This is a genomic window from Victivallis sp. Marseille-Q1083, from assembly GCF_903645315.1.
Lineage (GTDB): Bacteria > Verrucomicrobiota > Lentisphaeria > Victivallales > Victivallaceae > UMGS1518.
Genome location: NZ_CAHJXL010000001.1, coordinates 1,612,363 through 1,630,821, shown reverse-complemented (window position 1 = coordinate 1,630,821; position 18,459 = coordinate 1,612,363). Strand labels below are relative to the sequence as shown.

At 58.6% G+C, this 18,459-nt stretch carries 19 protein-coding genes; 13 read left to right on the top strand and 6 right to left on the bottom strand.

What is annotated here, in order from left to right; translation table 11 throughout:
- Positions 1–10: 10 nt before the first annotated feature.
- From HWX74_RS06530 to gmhB, 6 genes are all read right to left on the bottom strand, one after another.
- Complete coding sequence (locus tag HWX74_RS06530) at positions 11–1,375, bottom strand: cation:proton antiporter (RefSeq protein ID WP_176012782.1); 1,365 nt, start codon at positions 1,373–1,375, stop codon at positions 11–13.
- A 72-nt stretch (positions 1,376–1,447) separates the two neighbouring features.
- Positions 1,448–2,734, bottom strand: coding sequence for a citrate synthase (locus tag HWX74_RS06525; protein ID WP_176012781.1), 1,287 nt, complete (start codon positions 2,732–2,734; stop codon positions 1,448–1,450).
- A gap of 260 nt (positions 2,735–2,994) precedes the next feature.
- Positions 2,995–3,519 carry a 3-isopropylmalate dehydratase small subunit 2 gene (locus HWX74_RS06520; RefSeq protein ID WP_176012780.1) on the bottom strand — a complete coding sequence of 175 codons (525 nt, stop codon included), beginning with the start codon at positions 3,517–3,519 and terminating at the stop codon, positions 2,995–2,997.
- A 19-nt stretch (positions 3,520–3,538) separates the two neighbouring features.
- Positions 3,539–4,825, bottom strand: a complete 1,287-nt coding sequence (locus HWX74_RS06515; protein WP_176012779.1) for a 3-isopropylmalate dehydratase large subunit — start codon at positions 4,823–4,825, stop codon at positions 3,539–3,541.
- A 176-nt stretch (positions 4,826–5,001) separates the two neighbouring features.
- Positions 5,002–5,685 carry a dethiobiotin synthase gene (bioD, locus tag HWX74_RS06510; protein WP_176012778.1) on the bottom strand — a complete coding sequence of 228 codons (684 nt, stop codon included), beginning with the start codon at positions 5,683–5,685 and terminating at the stop codon, positions 5,002–5,004.
- A 77-nt stretch (positions 5,686–5,762) separates the two neighbouring features.
- Positions 5,763–6,314: a D-glycero-beta-D-manno-heptose 1,7-bisphosphate 7-phosphatase gene (gene gmhB / locus HWX74_RS06505; RefSeq protein ID WP_176012777.1), complete on the bottom strand. Its 552-nt coding sequence runs from the start codon at positions 6,312–6,314 to the stop codon at positions 5,763–5,765.
- Between the two features lie 246 nt (positions 6,315–6,560).
- Here gmhB and ribH point away from each other — a divergent pair, with 246 nt between their 5' ends.
- The 13 genes from ribH (at position 6,561) to HWX74_RS06440 (ending at position 18,444) form a co-directional block, all read left to right on the top strand.
- Positions 6,561–7,022: a 6,7-dimethyl-8-ribityllumazine synthase gene (gene ribH / locus HWX74_RS06500; protein WP_368506817.1), complete on the top strand. Its 462-nt coding sequence runs from the start codon at positions 6,561–6,563 to the stop codon at positions 7,020–7,022.
- A gap of 14 nt (positions 7,023–7,036) precedes the next feature.
- Complete coding sequence (nusB, locus tag HWX74_RS06495; RefSeq protein ID WP_176012775.1) at positions 7,037–7,534, top strand: transcription antitermination factor NusB; 498 nt, start codon at positions 7,037–7,039, stop codon at positions 7,532–7,534.
- Positions 7,531–8,472 (top strand): signal recognition particle-docking protein FtsY, encoded by a 942-nt coding sequence (gene ftsY, locus HWX74_RS06490; protein ID WP_176012774.1) that lies wholly within the window; start codon positions 7,531–7,533, stop codon positions 8,470–8,472. The genes nusB and ftsY overlap by 4 nt, the downstream gene beginning before the upstream one ends.
- Before the next feature lie 5 nt (positions 8,473–8,477).
- A complete protein-coding gene (ribD, locus tag HWX74_RS06485; RefSeq protein WP_217704873.1) occupies positions 8,478–9,542 on the top strand; it encodes a bifunctional diaminohydroxyphosphoribosylaminopyrimidine deaminase/5-amino-6-(5-phosphoribosylamino)uracil reductase RibD in 1,065 nt (354 codons plus the stop codon).
- Positions 9,527–10,192 carry a riboflavin synthase gene (locus HWX74_RS06480; protein ID WP_176012773.1) on the top strand — a complete coding sequence of 222 codons (666 nt, stop codon included), beginning with the start codon at positions 9,527–9,529 and terminating at the stop codon, positions 10,190–10,192. The genes ribD and HWX74_RS06480 overlap by 16 nt, the downstream gene beginning before the upstream one ends.
- 1 nt (position 10,193) lies before the next feature.
- The gene (locus HWX74_RS06475; protein WP_176012772.1) at positions 10,194–11,093 is read left to right on the top strand and encodes a hypothetical protein; all 900 of its coding nucleotides are present in this window, start codon (positions 10,194–10,196) and stop codon (positions 11,091–11,093) included.
- Between the two features lie 31 nt (positions 11,094–11,124).
- Positions 11,125–11,844, top strand: coding sequence for a pyridoxine 5'-phosphate synthase (locus HWX74_RS06470; RefSeq protein WP_176012771.1), 720 nt, complete (start codon positions 11,125–11,127; stop codon positions 11,842–11,844).
- Positions 11,845–11,864: 20 nt separating this feature from the next.
- Complete coding sequence (locus tag HWX74_RS06465) at positions 11,865–12,968, top strand: type IV pilus twitching motility protein PilT (RefSeq protein ID WP_217704872.1); 1,104 nt, start codon at positions 11,865–11,867, stop codon at positions 12,966–12,968.
- A 99-nt stretch (positions 12,969–13,067) separates the two neighbouring features.
- The gene (gene ilvD, locus HWX74_RS06460) at positions 13,068–14,744 is read left to right on the top strand and encodes a dihydroxy-acid dehydratase (protein WP_176012770.1); all 1,677 of its coding nucleotides are present in this window, start codon (positions 13,068–13,070) and stop codon (positions 14,742–14,744) included.
- Positions 14,745–14,826: 82 nt separating this feature from the next.
- The gene (locus HWX74_RS06455) at positions 14,827–15,570 is read left to right on the top strand and encodes a carbohydrate-binding family 9-like protein (RefSeq protein ID WP_176012769.1); all 744 of its coding nucleotides are present in this window, start codon (positions 14,827–14,829) and stop codon (positions 15,568–15,570) included.
- Positions 15,571–15,584: 14 nt separating this feature from the next.
- On the top strand, positions 15,585–16,271 hold the full coding sequence (locus HWX74_RS06450; RefSeq protein WP_176012768.1) for a sugar-binding protein: 687 nt from the start codon (positions 15,585–15,587) through the stop codon (positions 16,269–16,271).
- 14 nt (positions 16,272–16,285) lie between these two features.
- On the top strand, positions 16,286–17,545 hold the full coding sequence (locus tag HWX74_RS06445; protein ID WP_176012767.1) for a nicotinamide-nucleotide amidohydrolase family protein: 1,260 nt from the start codon (positions 16,286–16,288) through the stop codon (positions 17,543–17,545).
- Positions 17,546–17,997: 452 nt separating this feature from the next.
- Positions 17,998–18,444: a hypothetical protein gene (locus tag HWX74_RS06440; RefSeq protein WP_176012766.1), complete on the top strand. Its 447-nt coding sequence runs from the start codon at positions 17,998–18,000 to the stop codon at positions 18,442–18,444.
- The last annotated feature ends 15 nt before the right edge of the window (positions 18,445–18,459 follow it).

The following is an 18,459-nucleotide window of genomic DNA, read 5'->3' as shown; positions in this document are numbered from 1 at the left end:
GACGGATGTTTTACAGGAATTCTTCCTTTTCTTCCGGGACGGTGTAGTCGCCGTCCTGGTCGGCGTCGATATTTTCGAATTGCATATTGGTTTTTTCAATGACCAGCCGCACCAATGTGGGAATCGGCAAGGTGGTGACGATTGACAGCACGACGATGGCATTGAAAAAATTGCTGTCCAGCACTCCCAGTTCCTTGCCGATTGCCGCCGCGGCCAGCGTGGCCGACAATTGCGGCACGGTCATCAAGCCGGCGCAAAACCCTTTGCTGTTGGAAAAACCGGTCAGCCGCAGCGCCAGCCAGCCGGAGAAGACCTTGCTGCCGACCAGGCCGATGACGGTCAGCAGAATGATGGTCAGATTGCTCGGCGAATGCAGCAGCGTCCGGAAGTCGGTCGCCATGCCGATGGAAACGAACAGAAATGGAATCAGCAGGCCGTAACCGATCGCTTCGAGTTTTTTCATCACCTGCTTGTTTGATTCGCTGCTCTTGATGATTTTGGACAACCCGAGTCCGGCGACGAAGGAGCCGACCACCAGGTTGACGCCGATGAATTCGCCGATCAGCAGCGTCAGGATGACGACCAGCAGGATGGTGATGATGATGCCGTCTTCCGAGGGTTTCAGCCAGTTGAGCAGCTTGTTGCCGGTATAGGCGACCACCCAGAGGGCGATGCCGATGTAGCTGATGACGATCAGCAGGAAGATCGGCGTGAAATAATCGCCGAAAATCGCCGGGTCGAGATAATCGAAGATCGACAGCGTCCGTTTGCTCAATTCCGGAGTGGCGATCATCGACAGCCGTTTGGTCTGGACGGCGATCGCCAGGAGCACGATGCTGGCGATGTCGGTAATTACCGTTGAAATCAATACCGCGGCGCCGAATTTGGTCCGGGTCAGCTTCAATTCGCGGATGATCGGAAAAACGATGCCGACCGAATGGGAAGCGAACAGCGACGCATAGAGCAGCTTGCCGGCAAAATCGTCCGGCCGGAAATAAGCGTAAACGAAAAACCCGGTGACGGCCGGCACGAAAAAGGTCAGAAAACTGAGCGCGGCGACCGGTTTTTTGGTCATCGACATCATTTTGAAATCGGCCTCCATGCCGGCCAGCGCCATCAGAAAAATCAACCCGAGCGAACCGAGCGAGTTGATCAGATTTTCGGCGTAATCGTGGACGGTTTCCGGATGGCCGCCGAGAAACGTCAGCCAGACCGACAAATAATCGAGCAGGTGGATGCCGTTCGGGCCGATGAACATGCCGATGATCAGCAGGGCGATGACACTGGGAATTTTGAGCGGCCGCAGCAGCGCCGGTCCCAAGGCCATGAAAATCATAAAAGCCAGAAAGACGATCAAAAAAGCTTCATTGTTCATGATCTGTAAGTTCCGGTTTCGCTTTTCACTGAAAAAGCCGGCTTTGCCAAGGCAGAAAACCGGCTGAAGAGGTTATTGCTTGTTATCCGGAGTTTTGCCGATATAAATCTGGCGCGGCCGGGTAATTTTGGTATTGGAGCCGATCATTTCCTTCCAGTGGGCGATCCAGCCCGGCAACCGGGCCAGCGCGAACATCACCGTGAACATGTTCTCCGGAATGCCGAGCGCCCGGTAGATGATTCCGCTGTAGAAGTCGACGTTCGGATAGAGGTGGCGGCTGATGAAATAATCGTCATTGAGCGCCAGCTCTTCCAGTTCGCGGGCGGTATCCAGCAGCGGATCGTTGTAGCGCATGGCGTCCAGGAACTTCCGGCACTCCTCGCGGATGATGGAAGCCCGCGGATCGTAGGTTTTGTAAACCCGGTGGCCGAAGCCCATCAGCCGGGACGGATTGTTCTTGTCCTTGGCGCGCTCAACGAATTTCTTCGGGTTGCCGTCGTTGGCGATTTCGGTCAGCATTTCGATGACCGCCTGGTTGGCGCCGCCGTGCAGCGGACCGGAGAGGGCGCTGACGCCGGCCGAAATGGTCGCGTACAAATTCACCTGCGCACTGCCGACGGTGCGGACCGTCGTCGTCGAGCAATTCTGTTCGTGGTCGGCGTGCAGGATGAAAAGAATGTTCAAAATTTTGACCGCTTCCGGCTTGATGTCATACGGCGCGACCGGCGAATCGAACATCATGTTCAGAAAGTTGGCGCAGAAAGAAAGGTCCTGGCGCGGGTAGACTTTCGGCTCGCCGATGGATTTCTTGTAGGCAAAGGCCGCCATCGTCCGCACCGTCGAGATCAGCCGGGCGCTGGAGATATCGATATCCTCGCTCAGCGACAGCAAATCGACATTCGGATAAAAGGCCGCCATCGCATTGATCATCGTCGACAAAATGTGCATCGGGTGCGCTCCGGACGGAAACCGGTCGAAGAAATGACGCATATCCTCATGCAGCATCGAATGACGGTTCAACAGTTTTGAAAATTTCCGGTTCTGCTCGTCGTCCGGCAGGACGCCGTGCACCAGCAGATAAGCGGTCCGGACGAAGGATCCGACATTGACCAGCTCCTCGATCGGGATGCCGCGGTAGCGCAGAATGCCCTGTTCGCCGTCGATAAAGGTAATCCGGCTGTAGCAGGCGGCGGTATTGACAAAACTCGGGTCGATTGTCACACAGCCGGTGTCGCGTCGCAGATTAGAGATATCGATGCCTTTTTCGCCCTCGGAACCGATGACGATCGGCAGCTTGACCTGTTGATCGCCAATGGTCAAAACGGCATATTTATCCGTAATAAAATCTTTTACATCCATCTGTTGTTTCCATTCAAAATTCGATGATTGAAATCCGCTCCACCCCGGCCTGACTGGAGAACCAGCGACCGCCAACAACCGGCTGATAGCCTTTTGATCAAAAGATAAATATACTCTTCGCCCGGTTATTTTACAATAATGGAATTTCTCTTTTCCGTTAAACTTAAGTTACACAGCCAAGCCGACTTACTGCATCGGCCCCTGCCCGGCCGGCCGCTTCTGCCCAGCCTGGACGACGCGCGGCCGCCGCCGGGCTTTTTTCAATATTTGCGGTCGGCGTAATCGACCCAGCCGCCGGCTTTGACCAGTTCCAGATCGAATTTGCCGACCGTGAACGGATAAACTTTGCCGGTTTGACCGTTGTCGATCGTGAAGGTCAGCTTGTCCATATCGGTCCGGCATTCGGCGTCGGTTCCGGCGAATGTCGCGAAGATTTCATCGATCACTTCCGGCGCCAGTTGAACGGCCATCAAGCCGCAATTGAACATGTTCTGGCGGAAAATACGGGCGAAATTGACCGCGATGACCAGATTGATGTGATTGCATTCCAGCACCCACGGCGCGTGTTCCCGCGAGGAACCGCAGCCGAAATTGGCGCGGGTGACGATGACGCTTTTGCCGGCGATGTCACGTTTCGGGTCGAAACCCGGCAACGCCAGATCTTCCAGGCAATAGGGCTTCAATGCTTCCTTGGTCAATTCGGTCAGGTATTTGGCCGGAATGATTTCATCGGTGTTGATGTCCGAACGATCCAGAAAAAGAATTTTTCCGTTGAAATTTTTCATTTTGACGCTTGCCTTCCGTTTACGCCTGAAACAGCGGAGAGTTTTCGATCGTGCCGGCCAGTGCCGTCGCCGCCGCCGTCGCCGGACTCATCAGGTGAACCATGCCGCCTTTGCCCATCCGCCCGTTGAAGTTGCGGTTGGTCGTCGAGGCGCAGCTTTCACCGTTGGCCAGCACGCCGTTGCTCATGCCGAGACAGGCGCCGCAGGTCGGGTTGGTCACGCAGAAACCGGCGTCCATGAAGATCTTGATCAAACCTTCGTCGAGGGCCTGCTGGTAAATCAACGGCGTCGCCGGCGAGACGATCGCCCGGACTTCCGGACTGATCCGCTTGCCTTTGAGGATGCCGGCGGCGATGCGCAAATCTTCCAGCCGGCCGTTGGTGCAGGAGCCGATATAGATCTGGTTGACGCTGGTTCCGGCCATTTCCCGGACAGTTTTGACCTGGTCCGGTTTGTAGCCGAAGGTAACCATCGGTTCCAGGCTGCTGACGTCGAAATCGATCACTTCGGCGTATGCGGCATCCGCATCCGGCCGCCAGCGGCTGAATTCCTGCAATGCGGCAGCCTGGTCGGCGTAATCGTGCCGGATGAACGGCCAGAGAAAATCGACCGTCACCATATCCGGATAACAGATGCCGCAGGTACCGCCCGCCTCAATGGCCATATTGCACAGCGTCATCCGCGAATCCATGCCCATTTCATCGACGACCGGACCGGCGAATTCGATGACTTTGTCGGTCGCGCCGTTGACGGTGAGCCGTTTGATGATCGCCAGGATGACGTCCTTGGCATAGACGCCGCTGCGGAGCTTGCCGGTAATGTTGATTTTGATCGTCTCCGGATCGCGCATCGTGCAAACCCCTTTGAGGATGCCCACTTCCAGATCGGTGGTGCCGACGCCGGCGGCGAACGCGCCGAATGCGCCGTGGGTGCAGGTGTGCGAGTCGCCCATGATCACCGTGAAGCCGGGCCGGACAAATCCCTTTTCCGGAAAGAGCGCATGACAGACGCCGTTGGCGCCGATATCGAAGAAATCCCGGATCCGGTGACGGCGCGCCCAATCACGCATCGTTTTGCCCTGCTCGGCAGTCTTGGAGTCTTTGGCCGGCGTCACATGGTCGATTACCGCTTTGATTTTTGTCGGATCGAATACCCGGTCCTTGCCTTTGGCCACCAGATCGTTGATGGCGATCGGCGTGGTAATTTCGTGGCAGAAAACACGATCCAGCGACAACACGCTGACCCCTTCCGCCGGGGTATCGACACGGTGTGCGTCAAAAATCTTTTGCGCCAGGGTTTTTCCCATGATGACGGCTCCTTCCTGAAATCCTCGAGAGTATACTGCATTCCGAAATTTGCATCGGACCATTCTGCAAATTTACAATATATCCCGTAAATTTGTATTTTTCAAACGGATTTCTGCCGATTTGCACCGCTTTTTCGACCGTTCGGGTCCGTCGAATCGGGAAGGGCGCCGAATGCTCAGCCGAGGCTGGTCAGCAGCGGCCGGAAATCGACATCGCCGCCGTCGGGCGGCAGTTCGACCATCGCCGCGCCGTGAGCGTATTGTTCCAGATAGTCGGCGATGACCCGCCTGGAATCCTCCTCGATCAGATCGTCGATGACCGGGAAGCGGTTGTAGATGACGCCGGCGATTTCAATGCCGCGGCGCGCCGCCGCTTCCAGCGACAGCAGCGTGTGATTGATGCTGCCGAGCTTGCCGGAGGTGACCAGGATCAGCGGATAGTTGCGTTCTTCGATGAAGTCGATCGCCAGGTAATTTCTGGTCAGCGGCACCATCAGGCCGCCGGCTCCTTCCAGCAGAACGAGCTCGAACTCTCTCTGCAGCCGCCGGGTCGCGTCATCGATTCTGCCGAAATCGTACTGCACCCCTTCCAGCTCGGCGGTCAAATGCGGCGAAGCCGGATATTTGAGCACGTAAGGCGCGGTCAGGCCGAGCCGGTCGACTTCCAGCAGGCCGCATCCCATCAGCCGGCGGTGTTCGGCGATGTCCAGCGCCAGATTGCCGGGACAACCGGTTTGAATCAGCTTCTGGGTGATGACATTCCTGCCGGCATTCAGCAATTCCCGCGCCAGCACCCCGGCGGCGAATGTTTTTCCGACATCGGTGTCGATGCCGCTGACAAAAAGTACTGTTCCAGTCATCAGAAATTCTGCTCCGTCATTGATTCGTCAAATTTTCGTCAATTTTGATAATTTATTTATTTTCAATATAATAGTGATTATTTTTCCTGCCGGGAAAGAAAATCGTCTACCGCCGCTTTCAGGTCGTCGGCAACCGGACAATCCGGCTGCATGCCGGCGGCCAGCAGTTCGGCGCCGTAACCGGTGGCGACCAGGTAAACCGCTTGGCAGCCGGCCGCCCGGCCTGCTTCGATATCGCTGAGCCGATCCCCGACCAGGAACGATTTATCGAGTTCGATGTCATATTGGGCGGCGGCGGCCAGCAACATGCCCGGCGACGGTTTCCGGCAGCCGCACGCTCCGGTGTAATCCGGATGATGTGGACAGTAGAAAAAAGCGTCTACTTCAGCGCCGTCGGCGGCCAGCAGCTCGGCAATCCGGTCATGAACCGCCCGGATGTCTTTTTCTTCGTACAATCCTTTGGCGACGCCGGCCTGGTTGGTGACGACGATGGCCAGATAGCCGGCCGCGTGCAGTCGGTTGATGGCCGCGGCGGCGCCGGGAATCAGCACCGCCTTGGCCGGATCATGCAGGTAATTGACTTCTTCATTGATGACCCCGTCACGGTCGAGAAAACAAGCTTTGGTCATACGGGAGACTCCGGTGTTGGTTTCGTATCACTGGTCTGTTTTTATAACATACGGCGATTGTCGGCGTTGTGCAAGTCGGCATGGTCGGGAAAGCGGGAGTGGGCCGGCGGGGAAATGTCCTTGAAAAGGTTGCTTTTTTTTCGGAAGAGATTCATTTTTTTCGATTCGAGATTGGACAATCGGCAAACCCGGCGTTAAAGTATGTATTTTAAGCTATTTACATGGAGAGATGTCATGAAGGCAGAAATTAAAGTATACGAAGGTACACTGGAAGCGCGCAATTTGAAGTTCGGGATCGTCTGCAGCCGGTTCAATGAATTTTTCGTCAGCAAACTCCTCGACGGCGCTGTCGATGCGATTCTCCGCCACGGCGGCAGCGCCGAAGCGATTGAAGCGGCCTGGGTGCCGGGCGCCTACGAAATTCCGTTTGCGGTCAACAAGATGCTGCAGAGCGGCAAATACGACGCCATTCTGGCGCTGGGGGTCGTCATCCAGGGAGCGACGCCGCACGCCGGTTACATCAACAACGAAGTGGCCAAGGCGCTGGCGCAGCTCGGACTGGAATCCGGCGTGCCGGTCACATATGGGATGATCACTGCCGACAATCTCGAACAGGCGATCGAACGCAGCGGCACCAAAGCCGGCAACAAAGGGGTCGACGCGGCGCTGGCGGCGATCGAAATGGCCAATCTGACCAAAAATTTCTGATGCAAGGCCGTTAAATGGAAGAAGAATTCGAAATATCCGACGGGAAACTGCACGCGAAACGGCTGGGGCGGGAACTGGTGATGCAGTTTCTGTTCCAATGCGATGTCGCCCGGGAGGAATTCCGGCAGTCGCGCTGGGAGAGTTTCATGCTGCAGGCGGCGCAAACCCATGCGTTGCGCGACAACCGCTATGCCCGGAAGGGGCGTGAATATGCCGAGAAGCTGTTGAACGGCATCCGGGAGCGGCAGGCGGAAATCGACGCGGCCATTCTGGCCCACGCCGAAAACTGGGAATGGGACCGGCTGGCGGTCGTCGATCGCAACGTCATGCGGGTGGCGGTGTTTGAAATGCTCTGCATGCCGGAGGTGCCGCCGGTGGTGAGTATCAACGAAGCGGTGGAAATCGCCCGGGATTACAGCGGCGAAAAAGCCGGCAACTTTATCAACGGCGTGCTGAACGGCATCAAGGATACGTTGTCGCGTCCGGCCCGAAAGGCGGTCAAGGAGTTATGAAGTCGATTTTTTCCGTATTCAAACGCGGTCTGCAGAAGACGACGACGACGGTGAAACGTTCGCTGGCGGCGATGTTTTCCGATGTCAAACAGTGGGACGCTTCGACTTTCGAAGACCTGGAAGCGGCGTTGATCGGCGCGGATTTCGGCGTGCCGGCCAGTTTGCGGATCGTCGCCGAAATTCGTGACCGGTATGAACATGGAGAAATTGAGACGACGGCCGATATCTTCCGGGTTGCCGAGACGTTCGTCCGGGATATTCTGGCGCAAAACCAGCGGGAAATCCGCGTCGCCGAAGCCGGCAAGCCGACGGTCGTCCTTTTCGTCGGGGTCAACGGCAGCGGCAAAACCACGACGATCGGCAAGTTGGCCGCCCGGTTGACGCAGGAAGGCAAAAAAGTGATGCTGGCCGCCGGCGATACTTTCCGGGCGGCGGCGGTCGAGCAGCTGCAGCTCTGGGGCAAGCGCACCAATTCGGTGGTGATTGCCGCCAGCCACGGCGCCGACCCGGCCAGCGTGGCTTTCGACGCGACCAGCGCGGCGTTGGCGCGGCAGGTCGATTTCCTGCTGATCGACACCGCCGGCCGGCAGCATACCAAAAAAGGGCTGATGGATGAATTGAGCAAAATCTGCCGTTCGATCGATAAAATCTACCCGGGCGCGCCGCACGAAGTATGGTTGACCGTCGACAGCAGCATGGGCAGCAACGCGCTCAATCAGGCGCGGGAATTTTCCAAGGCGGCCAACGTCAGCGGCCTGGTGTTGACCAAACTGGACGGCAGCGGCAAAGGCGGCATGGCGGTCGCGCTGCACCAGGAGTTCAAGCTGCCGACCTTTTTCGTCGGGATGGGGGAACAGCCGGAGGATCTCCAGCCGTTCAGCCCGGCTTATTACGCCGCCGCCGTGTTCGGCAGCGAATCTTTGCAGCCGCAGGAATGACGGGAATGGCGATGACCGATTCCGATTATATGCTTCTGGCGGCAGCCGAAGCCCGCAAAGGCTTCGGGCAGACCTCGCCCAATCCGCTGGTCGGCGCCCTGTTGGTCAAGGCGGATCGGATTGTCGGCCGGGGATATCACCGGCGCGCCGGAGAGGCGCATGCCGAAATCAACGCGTTGCGCGATGCCGGGAATGAAGCGGCCGGGGCGACGCTCTATGTGACGCTGGAGCCCTGTTCCACCTGCGGCCGGACGCCGGCCTGCACGGAGGCAATCAAAGCCGCCGGACTCCGCAAAGTGGTGATTGGCGCCATGGACCCGAATCCGAAACACGCCGGCCGCGGTCTGGAAATTCTGCGGGAGGCCGGAATCGAAGTGGTTGCCGGAGTGGAGCAAGCCGCCTGTGACGAATTGAACCGGGCATTTTACCGGTGGATCGTTACCGGCCGGCCTTATGTCATGCTGAAAATGGCGATGACGCTGGATGGCAAAATCGCCACTGCCGGCGGTGAGTCCCAATGGATTACCGGCCCGGCCGCCCGGCAGCGGGTGCAGGAATTGCGCCGCTGGGCGGATGCGATCATGGTTTCCGGCGCGACGGTCCGGCTGGACCACCCGCAACTGACGGTCCGGGAACCGGCCGACTGGCCCTGCCAGCCGCTGCGGGTGATCGCCAGCAGGCATTTCCCGGAAGATGAATTGCGGCAGTATTTTCCGGCCGGCCCGCTGCCGTGGGTGGTTTGTCTCGGCGACGGGGACAGTTGGCTGGAGTTTCTCAGCCGGCTCGGGGAGCGGAATGTCACCGCTCTGCTGCTGGAAGGCGGCGGCGAGCTGGCGGCGGCGGCCCTGCAGCACCAGGTGGTCGATGAGGTGGAATTTCACATCGCGCCGAAATTGTTGTGCGGCCGGGGCAGCCGGCCGGTAACCGGCGGCGATAATCCGCTGCATTTGTCCGAAGCGCTGGAGTTGCTTGAACCGACCGTCAGCCGGTACGGCGGTGATTTCGTGTTCAACGGCCGGCTCCGGCCGCCGGGCGGCGGTGACAAGGAGGCGTCGTGTTCACTGGTTTGATTGAATCGATCGGTTATCTCCGCCGCCGTGAGAAGAATGGCGGTGCCGGAAAATTGGTCGTCGAGACGGCAAAACCTTTCGTCGGGCTTCGGCATGGCGAGAGCATCGCCGTCAACGGCGCCTGCCTGACGCTGGAAAAGGAGCTGTCGGCGAACCTGTTGCAGTTTCATACCCTGGAGGAGACTTTGCTTCGCACCAATCTCGGCAGTTTGCCGTTGGGCGGTTGCGTCAACCTGGAGCGGGCTTTGCGGCTGGGCGACCGGCTCGGCGGCCATCTGGTCACCGGCCATGTCGACGGCACCGGCAAACTGATTTCCCTGCGCCGCACCGGCGGCGATTATGAACTGAAAATTGCCGCGCCGCCGGATCTCCAACCGTTTCTCGCGCCCAAGGGCAGCATTGCCGTTGACGGCGTTTCGTTGACGTTGGTCGAGATTGCGCCGGAATACTTCACCGTCCACTTGATACCGGTGACGCTGGAGGAAACCGCCTTGGGCGGCCGCCGTTCCGGAGAGCCGGTCAATCTGGAGAGCGATTTGCTGGGCAAATACGTCTGGCGTCAACTGCCGCTGCTGCATTCCGCGGCCGCCGGTTCGGTCAACGGGGGAGTTTCGCTTGAACTGCTCCGGGAATTCGGTTTCATGGAGTGAAATGATGGCGACGGTGGACAGCAATTTCGTTTTCGGTTTGAGCCTGGCTTTGCCGGCGCAGCCCGAGCCGGTTGCGATGCCGGATCATTCGCTGGGAAATTGGCCGGTGCTGGAGTTGCCGGGCGGGGTGCTCGACGATTTGCCGGCGCTGGGAAAATTTCTGGACCGGCAGCAGCCGCAGCGGCTGTTGCTGCGCGATTTGTTGCCGGCGGCGGTCTGCCGGACGGCGCCGGAAGAGGCGGCGGATTTTTCCGGCGATTTCATTCGGCATCTGCATAAAAAGTTGGGTTTGGCCGCCGACATCGGCGTTTCGGCGGTGACGTTGGATTTCGACCTGCCCCGGGCGGTCCGTGAGGAGGTTTTTTTCGCGCGGCTGCGCCGGTTGCTCGGGATGTTTTACCGGGAACTCTGGGAACGCCGGATCAATCTGTTGCTGCCGTTCCGGCTGCCGGTGCCGGAGGGTGAAATGGACATGGACCGGGCTGTCGACACGGTTCGGCGGTTGCTGTTTCCCCGGCTTCAGATCGTCCCGGAACTCTTTTTTCGCGCGGGATCGGGGCGTGTGGATTGGCCGGCGCAGTTGCGCAGTTGCGAATTTGTCGCGGAAGCCGTCCGGTTGGTTTACGATCCGGTACTGGGTAATCCGGTTTGCATTGAAGAAACGGCGCCGCTGCTGGATGCGCTGGGCCAATACGGTCAGGCGACGACGGTGCTGCTGACGCCGCGTTTCGGTTCCATGCAAAATCTGCTCCGGGAGGCCATTTTGCTGCAAACCGCGGTGAAGGGCTTGCAGAATCGGCCGATAACGGTTACATTTACAGGCAGAAAATATTATCAAATCGAAAACGCCCGTTCCGATTGGCCGGCCGGAACTCCGGCTGCCGCGATGGGAGGCGGGTGATTTTGCAATCGTTTCAGAAAGGATCGAAGGCATGTTGAATCTGGGGGTGAATGTCGATCATGTTGCCACCGTGCGCCAGGCGCGGCTGGCCGACCGGCCCAGTCCCCTGGCTGCCGCGCTGCTTTGCGAAAAGGCCGGCGCCTGGGGAATTACCGCGCATTTGCGGGAAGATCGCCGGCATATTCAGGATCGGGATCTGCGCGATTTGAACGCCCGGGTGCGCCGTCTGAACATGGAGATGGCCGTTACCGACGAAATGGTGTCGATCGCCGGCGAATTGCGGCCGCACAGTTGTTGTCTGGTGCCGGAGAAGCGGGCGGAATTGACCACCGAAGGCGGCCTGGATGTCGCCGGCGGATTTGACCGGGTGACCGCGGCGGTGCGGGCGCTCAAACGGAGCGGAATTCTGGTCAGTTTATTCATCGATCCGGATTTGCAGCAGATTCAGGCCGCCGCGGACAGCGGTGCCGACTATATCGAAATGCATACCGGCAGCTATGCCAACGCCGCCGCCTCCTCCCGGGCCGCTGAGCTCGACCGTTTGAAGGCCGCCGCCGCCGCCGCCGCCGATTTGCATTTGCGGGTGAATGCCGGGCACGGCATCGATTATGAAAATATCCGGGGCATTCTGGAAATACCCCACCTCTGCGAGCTGAATATCGGCCACAGCATCATCGGCCGCGCCATCCTGGTCGGGATCGAGCAGGCCGTTCGCGAAATGCTTGCGTTGATGAGAAATTACCAAGGTTAACCTTTTGGAGAATTGAGATTATGAGTGAAAGCATCACCGCGCTGCACAAGGTTTTGAAAACCGCAGTCACCGCCAACGCCTCCGACGTTCACATCAAGGAAAATTGCCCGGTCGCCTTCCGGATCGATGGTGAGATGACCAGCAGCGACTATGTTGCCAAATCGGAAGTCATCGACGAATTCATGCGTCAGGTCGCCACCGAAGAGCAAATCAAGAAATATTACATCAACGGCGACCTCGACCTTTCCCACCGGGAACCGGATGTCGGCCGTTTCCGTGTCAACATTCACCGGCAGCGCAATTTCAATTCGATCAACTTCCGCTGGGTTAAAAACCAGATCATGACGTTCGATGACCTCGGGCTGCCGCCGGTGTTGGCCGATATTTCCATGTCGCAGCGCGGTATCGTCATTCTGACCGGAACGACCGGCTCCGGCAAATCGACGACGCTGGCGGCGATGCTCGATTACATCAACACCCAGGTTCATGCCCACGTCATCACCATCGAAGACCCGATCGAATATGAATTTGCCGATAAACTCTGCTTTTTCGAGCAGCGCGAAGTCGGCATCGATACCATTTCGTTTGCCAGCGCCTTGAAACACGCACTGCGCCAGGACCCGGACGTCATCATGGTCGGTGAAATGCGCGACAAGGCCAGTTTCGAAGCCGCGTTGCAGGCGGCGGACACCGGCCACCTGGTGATGACGACGCTGCACGCTTCCAATGCGGCGCAGACCATCAACCGTATCCTCGATTTTTATGAAAAAAATGAACAGGAGCCGATCCGCGAAGCTCTGGCCAACAACCTCAAAGCGGTCATTTCCCAGCGGCTGGTGCCGCGGGCGAGCGGTTCCGGCCGGGCGCCGGCTACCGAAATCATGATCAACACGCCGATCGTCAACAAATTGCTGGAGGAAGACCGGCTGGAACGGCTTTCGGCCGCCATTGCCGCCGGCCGCGGCGACGGGATGATGACTTTCAACCAGTGTCTGCTCGATCTGGTGAACAACGGTATCGTCACCGAAGACGATGCGCTGGTCGTTTCCGACAATCCGGAAGCGCTGAAGATGAACTTCGAAGGCATTTTCCTTTCCGCCGGCGACAACCAGATCATCGGCTGATTCGGGATGGTTCCGGCCGCGGCCGGAGACGGGAAACCTCTCCGGTACCGGCCGGAGTGCTTGTTGAGCTATAGTTATCAGTAGTAATGGGAAATTATCATGCGCAGCGATATCATGAAAAAAGGTGCCGAACGGGCGCCGCACCGGGCCCTGATGCGGGCCACCGGGATCAAATCGGAAGACATCCGCAAACCGTTCATCGGCGTTTGCAACTCTTATACCAATATCGTTCCCGGCCACTGCCATCTGCAGGAAGTCGGCCGGACCGTCTGCGACGCGATCCGCGCCGCCGGCGGGGTTCCGTATGAATTCAACACCATCGCCATTTGCGACGGCATCGCGATGGGGCATGCCGGCATGAAATATTCGCTGCCGAGCCGCGAGCTGATCGCCGATTGCGTCGAAGCGATGGGTACCGCCCATCCGTTCGATGGTTTGATCTGCATTCCGAATTGCGATAAAATCGTCCCCGGCATGCTGATGGGCGCGATGCGGCTGAACATTCCGACCATTTTCGCGTCCGGCGGTCCGATGGCCGCCGGCAAAGGGAAGCGGGGAGAGGCGACCGACCTGATTACGATTTTTGAAGGGGTGGCCGGTCATCAGATCGGGGCGATTTCCGACGCTGACCTGGAATATCTGGAATGCACCGCCTGCCCGGGTGCCGGTTCCTGTTCCGGCATGTTCACCGCCAACAGCATGAATTGTCTCTGTGAGGCGCTCGGCCTGGCCTTGCCGGGCAACGGCACGATTCTGGCCGAATCGCCGGAGCGGATCGAATTGTGGAAACGGGCGGCCCGGCGCATCGTCGAGCTGGCCGGTGATCCGGAAGCGTTGACTGCCCGTGATTTTGCGACCGAGAAATCCTTTCACAACGCCCTGGCGCTGGATATGGCGATGGGCGGCAGCAGCAACACGGTGCTGCATACGTTGGCGGTGGCGACCGAAGCCGGCGTCAAATTGGATCTGGCCAAGCTGGATGAAATCAGCCGCAAGACGCCGAATATCTGCAAAGTTTCCCCGTCGAGCCATTACCACATGGAAGATGTCGGCCGGGCCGGCGGCATCATGGCGATCATCAAGGAAATCAGCCGTTTGCCCGGCTTGATCGATCCGACGGCGCCGACGGTGTCCGGTTTGACGCTGGGCGAGGAATACGCTGTTGCTCCGGCGCCGGACGGCGAGGTGATCCGGACCTTGGAAAATGCCTACAGCCAATCCGGCGGCCTGGCAATCCTGTTCGGCAATCTGGCTGCCAGCGGCTGTGTCGTCAAGGCGGCCGGCGTGGCGCCGAAGATGTTGACGCACCGTGGCCCGGCGGTGATTTTCGAGAGCCAGGAGGAGGCTTGCGAAGGAATTCTCGGCGGCAAGGTCAAAGCCGGCGACGTCGTCATCATCCGCTACGAGGGGCCGAAGGGCGGCCCGGGAATGCAGGAGATGCTGGCGCCGACCAGCTACATCATGGGGCGCGGACTCGGTGAAAGCGTGGCGTTGATCACTGACGGCCGGTTCAGCGGCGGTACGCGCGGCGCCTGTATCGGCCATGTCAGCCCGGAAGCGGCGGCCGGCGGCGTGATCGCGCTGGTGGAGCCGGGCGATCTGGTGTCGATCGATATTCCGAACCGCAGAGTCGAACTGGAAGTGGCGCCGGAGGTGCTGGAAGAACGCCGGAAAAAGTGGCGCAAGCCGGAGCCGCGGTTCAAAACCGGTTATCTGGCCCGTTACGCGATGGCGGCGACCAGCGCCGACACCGGCGGCGTGCTGAAGTCCAATTGAGTGAAAAATGATGGTTTTGCCGCGGGAATGAACGGCAAAACCATTTTCTTTGGAGACACTATCAAACAGGGAGAAGACCACGATGATGAAAATGAGCTTGCTGACCGGGGCAGTTGCAGTCCTGGGGTTGACGTTCGGATTGGCCGCCGTCGGAGACGTGCCGGAGATGGAAGCCGCATATACCGAAAAACCGGTGGTGATCGATGGCGTGCTCGATGATCCGGTCTGGCAGAGCGCCGCGGTTTACCGCATGGATGTGCCGAGCGTCGTCAATCCCGATTACGGCATCGCCGATTCGGGGGAAGTGCGTCTGGCCTGGGATGACGATTATCTTTATGTGGCGGTCAGCGTCCGCGACCGCGACCTGTACGCGACGGCGGAAAGCGATCAGGTGATGCATTTTCTGTTCGGCGATTTGGCCGAAATTTTCATCAAACCGGTCAACGAAACCTATTACTGGGAACTTTATATGACGCCGGCCGGCAAAAAATCCAGCCTGCTGCTGCCGGGCAAGGGAATTCTGTTCGGTGAATTCAAATCGACGCCGCAGATGCCGGGCATGGTTGTCGGCGCCCGGTACGAAGGCACCCTGAACGAATGGCAGGATGTCGACACCGGCTGGAGCGGAGAAATGGCCATTCCGATTGCCGACCTGGAGCGGTTCGGCGCTGAATTCGCTCCGGGCGAGGACTGGCGGGTGCTGGTGGCCCGGTATAATTATTCGCGTTATCAACCCGACGGAATAGAATATTCCACCGCGCCGAAATTGAGCGCCATCAATTATCATCTGCTCGAAGAGTATGCGAAATTGAAACTGGTCAAATGAGAAAGGAGCATGGCATGGCGATGAAATTATTGTCGTTGACCGGTTCGCTGGCGGTACTGGCCGGACTGGCCGGCTGTTGTTCCTGGAGCGGCGGGGAGGAGGCGGGAACGCCGGCGGAAGTGACGGCGGAATATACTTCGCTGGATTTGCTGCATGTCCCGGAAGCGGCTGAAGTATTTTCCCAAGGCGCGATTGAAAAAAGTTCGTTGCAATTTTTCTGGGATGACAGCAATCTGTACATTGCTGCCGAAGTCAAGGATGAAAATCTGTTCGCCAACGCACCGGTTTCGCCGGCGGATGACGACGGGGTGGCCGGCGACCGGGTGGAAGTGACGCTGGCGACGGCGGATGACACCTATTTATGGAAAGGCGAGTTCAATGTCGCCGGCCGCGGCCACAGCCGTTTGCTGCCGGCGGAAGGGATTTCCTTCGCTTATTTCGATACCGACTGGCCGAGCCGGGTGGTAAGCTGCCGCGGGACGATCAACGACTGGTCGGATCGCGACGAGGGCTATCAATTGCTCATCGCCGTTCCCTGGCGCGATCTTCTGGTGAAAAACGGCCAGACGCCTGAGACGGTCCGGCTGCTGGTCAGTGCGGTGATTGTCGATGCCGACAATCGCACCGGCGAAACCCGGTTGTATTTCCCGGGTGGTCAGGAGCCGTCGAAGACCGGCGCCGCGCTCCGTCTGCACCATTGAAAGGGCGCAGAAAGATGAACATCGCCGTCGTCTGTACCGGCAATGAGCTGCTGCGCGGTACGACCGTCAATACCAATCTGACTTTTCTGGGCAGCCGCCTGACCGCAATCGGGCTGCCGCCGGTTCTGGCTTTGACGGTCGGCGACAATCTGGAACAGTTGCTCGACGCCTTGGCGATCGCTTTCCGGCACGCCGACTGGGTGATCTCCAGCGGCGGCCTGGGCTCGACCTGCGACGATTTGAGCCGCGATGCCGCCGCCGCGTTCTGCCACTGCGAACTGCAGCGGCAACCGGCGCTGGCGGAGCAGTTGCGGCGTTACTGGCGTCAACGCCATCCGGATGAAGAGATGCCGGATTATTTTCTGCGCCAGGCCGATGTGCCGTCCGGCGGTGTGGTCTTGCCGAATCCCGACGGCAGCGCGCCGGGCATCCGGCTGGCGTTCCGGCTGGCCGGCCGGGAAAAGGTGCTGATTCTGCTGCCCGGTCCGCCGGCGGAACTGGAGGCGGTTTTCGTCGAACATGTGCTGCCGCAACTGCCGGATGCCGGCCGGGTGCCGCCGGTCAAACAATTCACCGTCGCCGGCGGTGCCGAGATTTTGGTTCAACAGAAAATGCAGCCGCTGCTGGCGGGCCGTCACGTCGGCCTGGCGCTGTGCGCCTCGGTGGAAGGGACCAGGGTGTTTCTATCCGGCCGCGATGCGGATGAGCTGGAACAGGGGTTCGAGGCGGCGCGGAATTTGTTCGGCGATCAGGTGTTGCAGGGGGGCGGACTGGAATTGATTCCGGAGGTGGTGGCATTGTTGCGGCAGCGCGGTTTGACTCTGGTTACGGCGGAGTCGTGCACCGGCGGCCGTATCGCCGGGGCGGTCACCGATTATGCCGGCGTTTCCGATCTGTTCAAAGGCGGCATTGTCGCCTACAGCAACGCCGTCAAGGAACGGTTGCTGCGGGTCGATCCGGAAATTCTGCGCCGTCACGGCGCCGTCAGCGCCGAATGCGCCGGGGCGATGGTGCGCGGTGTCTGCCGGGTGATGTCGGCCGACTGTGCGGTGGCGGTTACCGGCATCGCCGGTCCCGGCGGCGGTAGCGCCGAAAAGCCGGTGGGACTGGTTTATGTGGCGGCCAAAGTCGGTGAAGCAGTCGCAGTCCGGGAGTGCCGTTTCCGCGGCGGCCGCCGGCAAATCCGGTTGCAGACCCAGGCGCAGGCTTTGCTGCTGCTGCGCGAGCTTCTGCTGGGGCGCGAAAGAAATGGCGGCATCTCCTTTGAAAATTAGGGCTTTGTCTGGAAGATGCCGCCGGAGAAAGGTTTCCGGTTGCCCGGAAACCACGGGAGAGATGGGAATCCACTGTTTTGCCGGATTTGAATCATGAAAAAATTCGGCAAAACGGTCACTCTCATGTTCTCCCTTGAATAATAGTATAGGAAAATTTTCTTAAAAAGTCAATAGGTTTGTTCGAGATTAATAGAAATTTTATGATTTTTTTGAAATCTAATTCGTTTCTATTGACTTTTTAAGAAAATTTTCCTATACTATTCATTATATGAAATCCATTATTGTAATCCGATTAAACGTTGCTCCCCGTGCTGCGGCCGGGACTGTTGGGGCGGTTCCTCAATCTTCCCGTTCGAAGTATTTGGGGCCTTCTCCCGAGGGTAACTGCAGCGGATAACAGGTTCAAGTTCCCGTCATGATACGGTAAAGGTAAAATTGTTGAGGGAGCGGTGATGAAAAAGCGGTATGATTTGATTTGTTTATTTGCCGGTTGGCTGGTGGTGGTTTCCCTGTTAGCCGCTTGTTCTGATTCTCAGAACGAAAAGCAGTCCGATCCCGGCCCGGTCGCTCTGGAAGCCCCGAAAATCGTGATGTCTGAAAACGGTTCGACAACGGAGGTGCCGTTGATGGATCATTCCGGAATGGTCAGTGAGAACTTTACGGTTACCGTAAAGCAGGAGAGTAAAATTGACAATCCGGAAACCGAACTGGTCATTGCCAAAGTGCGGGATACGCTGATCAAAGTGCAGCAGTGCGGCGTCTATTCGTTCCGGATCGTCTTCCATGGGGAAGTTACCGAGGTGAATCACTTGCAATATGCCGGTGAAGCACAATTGGAAGTTGCCCGCGGTGTCGGTTGGAGTGTGGTGATTTCCCGGCTGAAATCGTTGGAAGATTAAATGTCAGGGATGGCG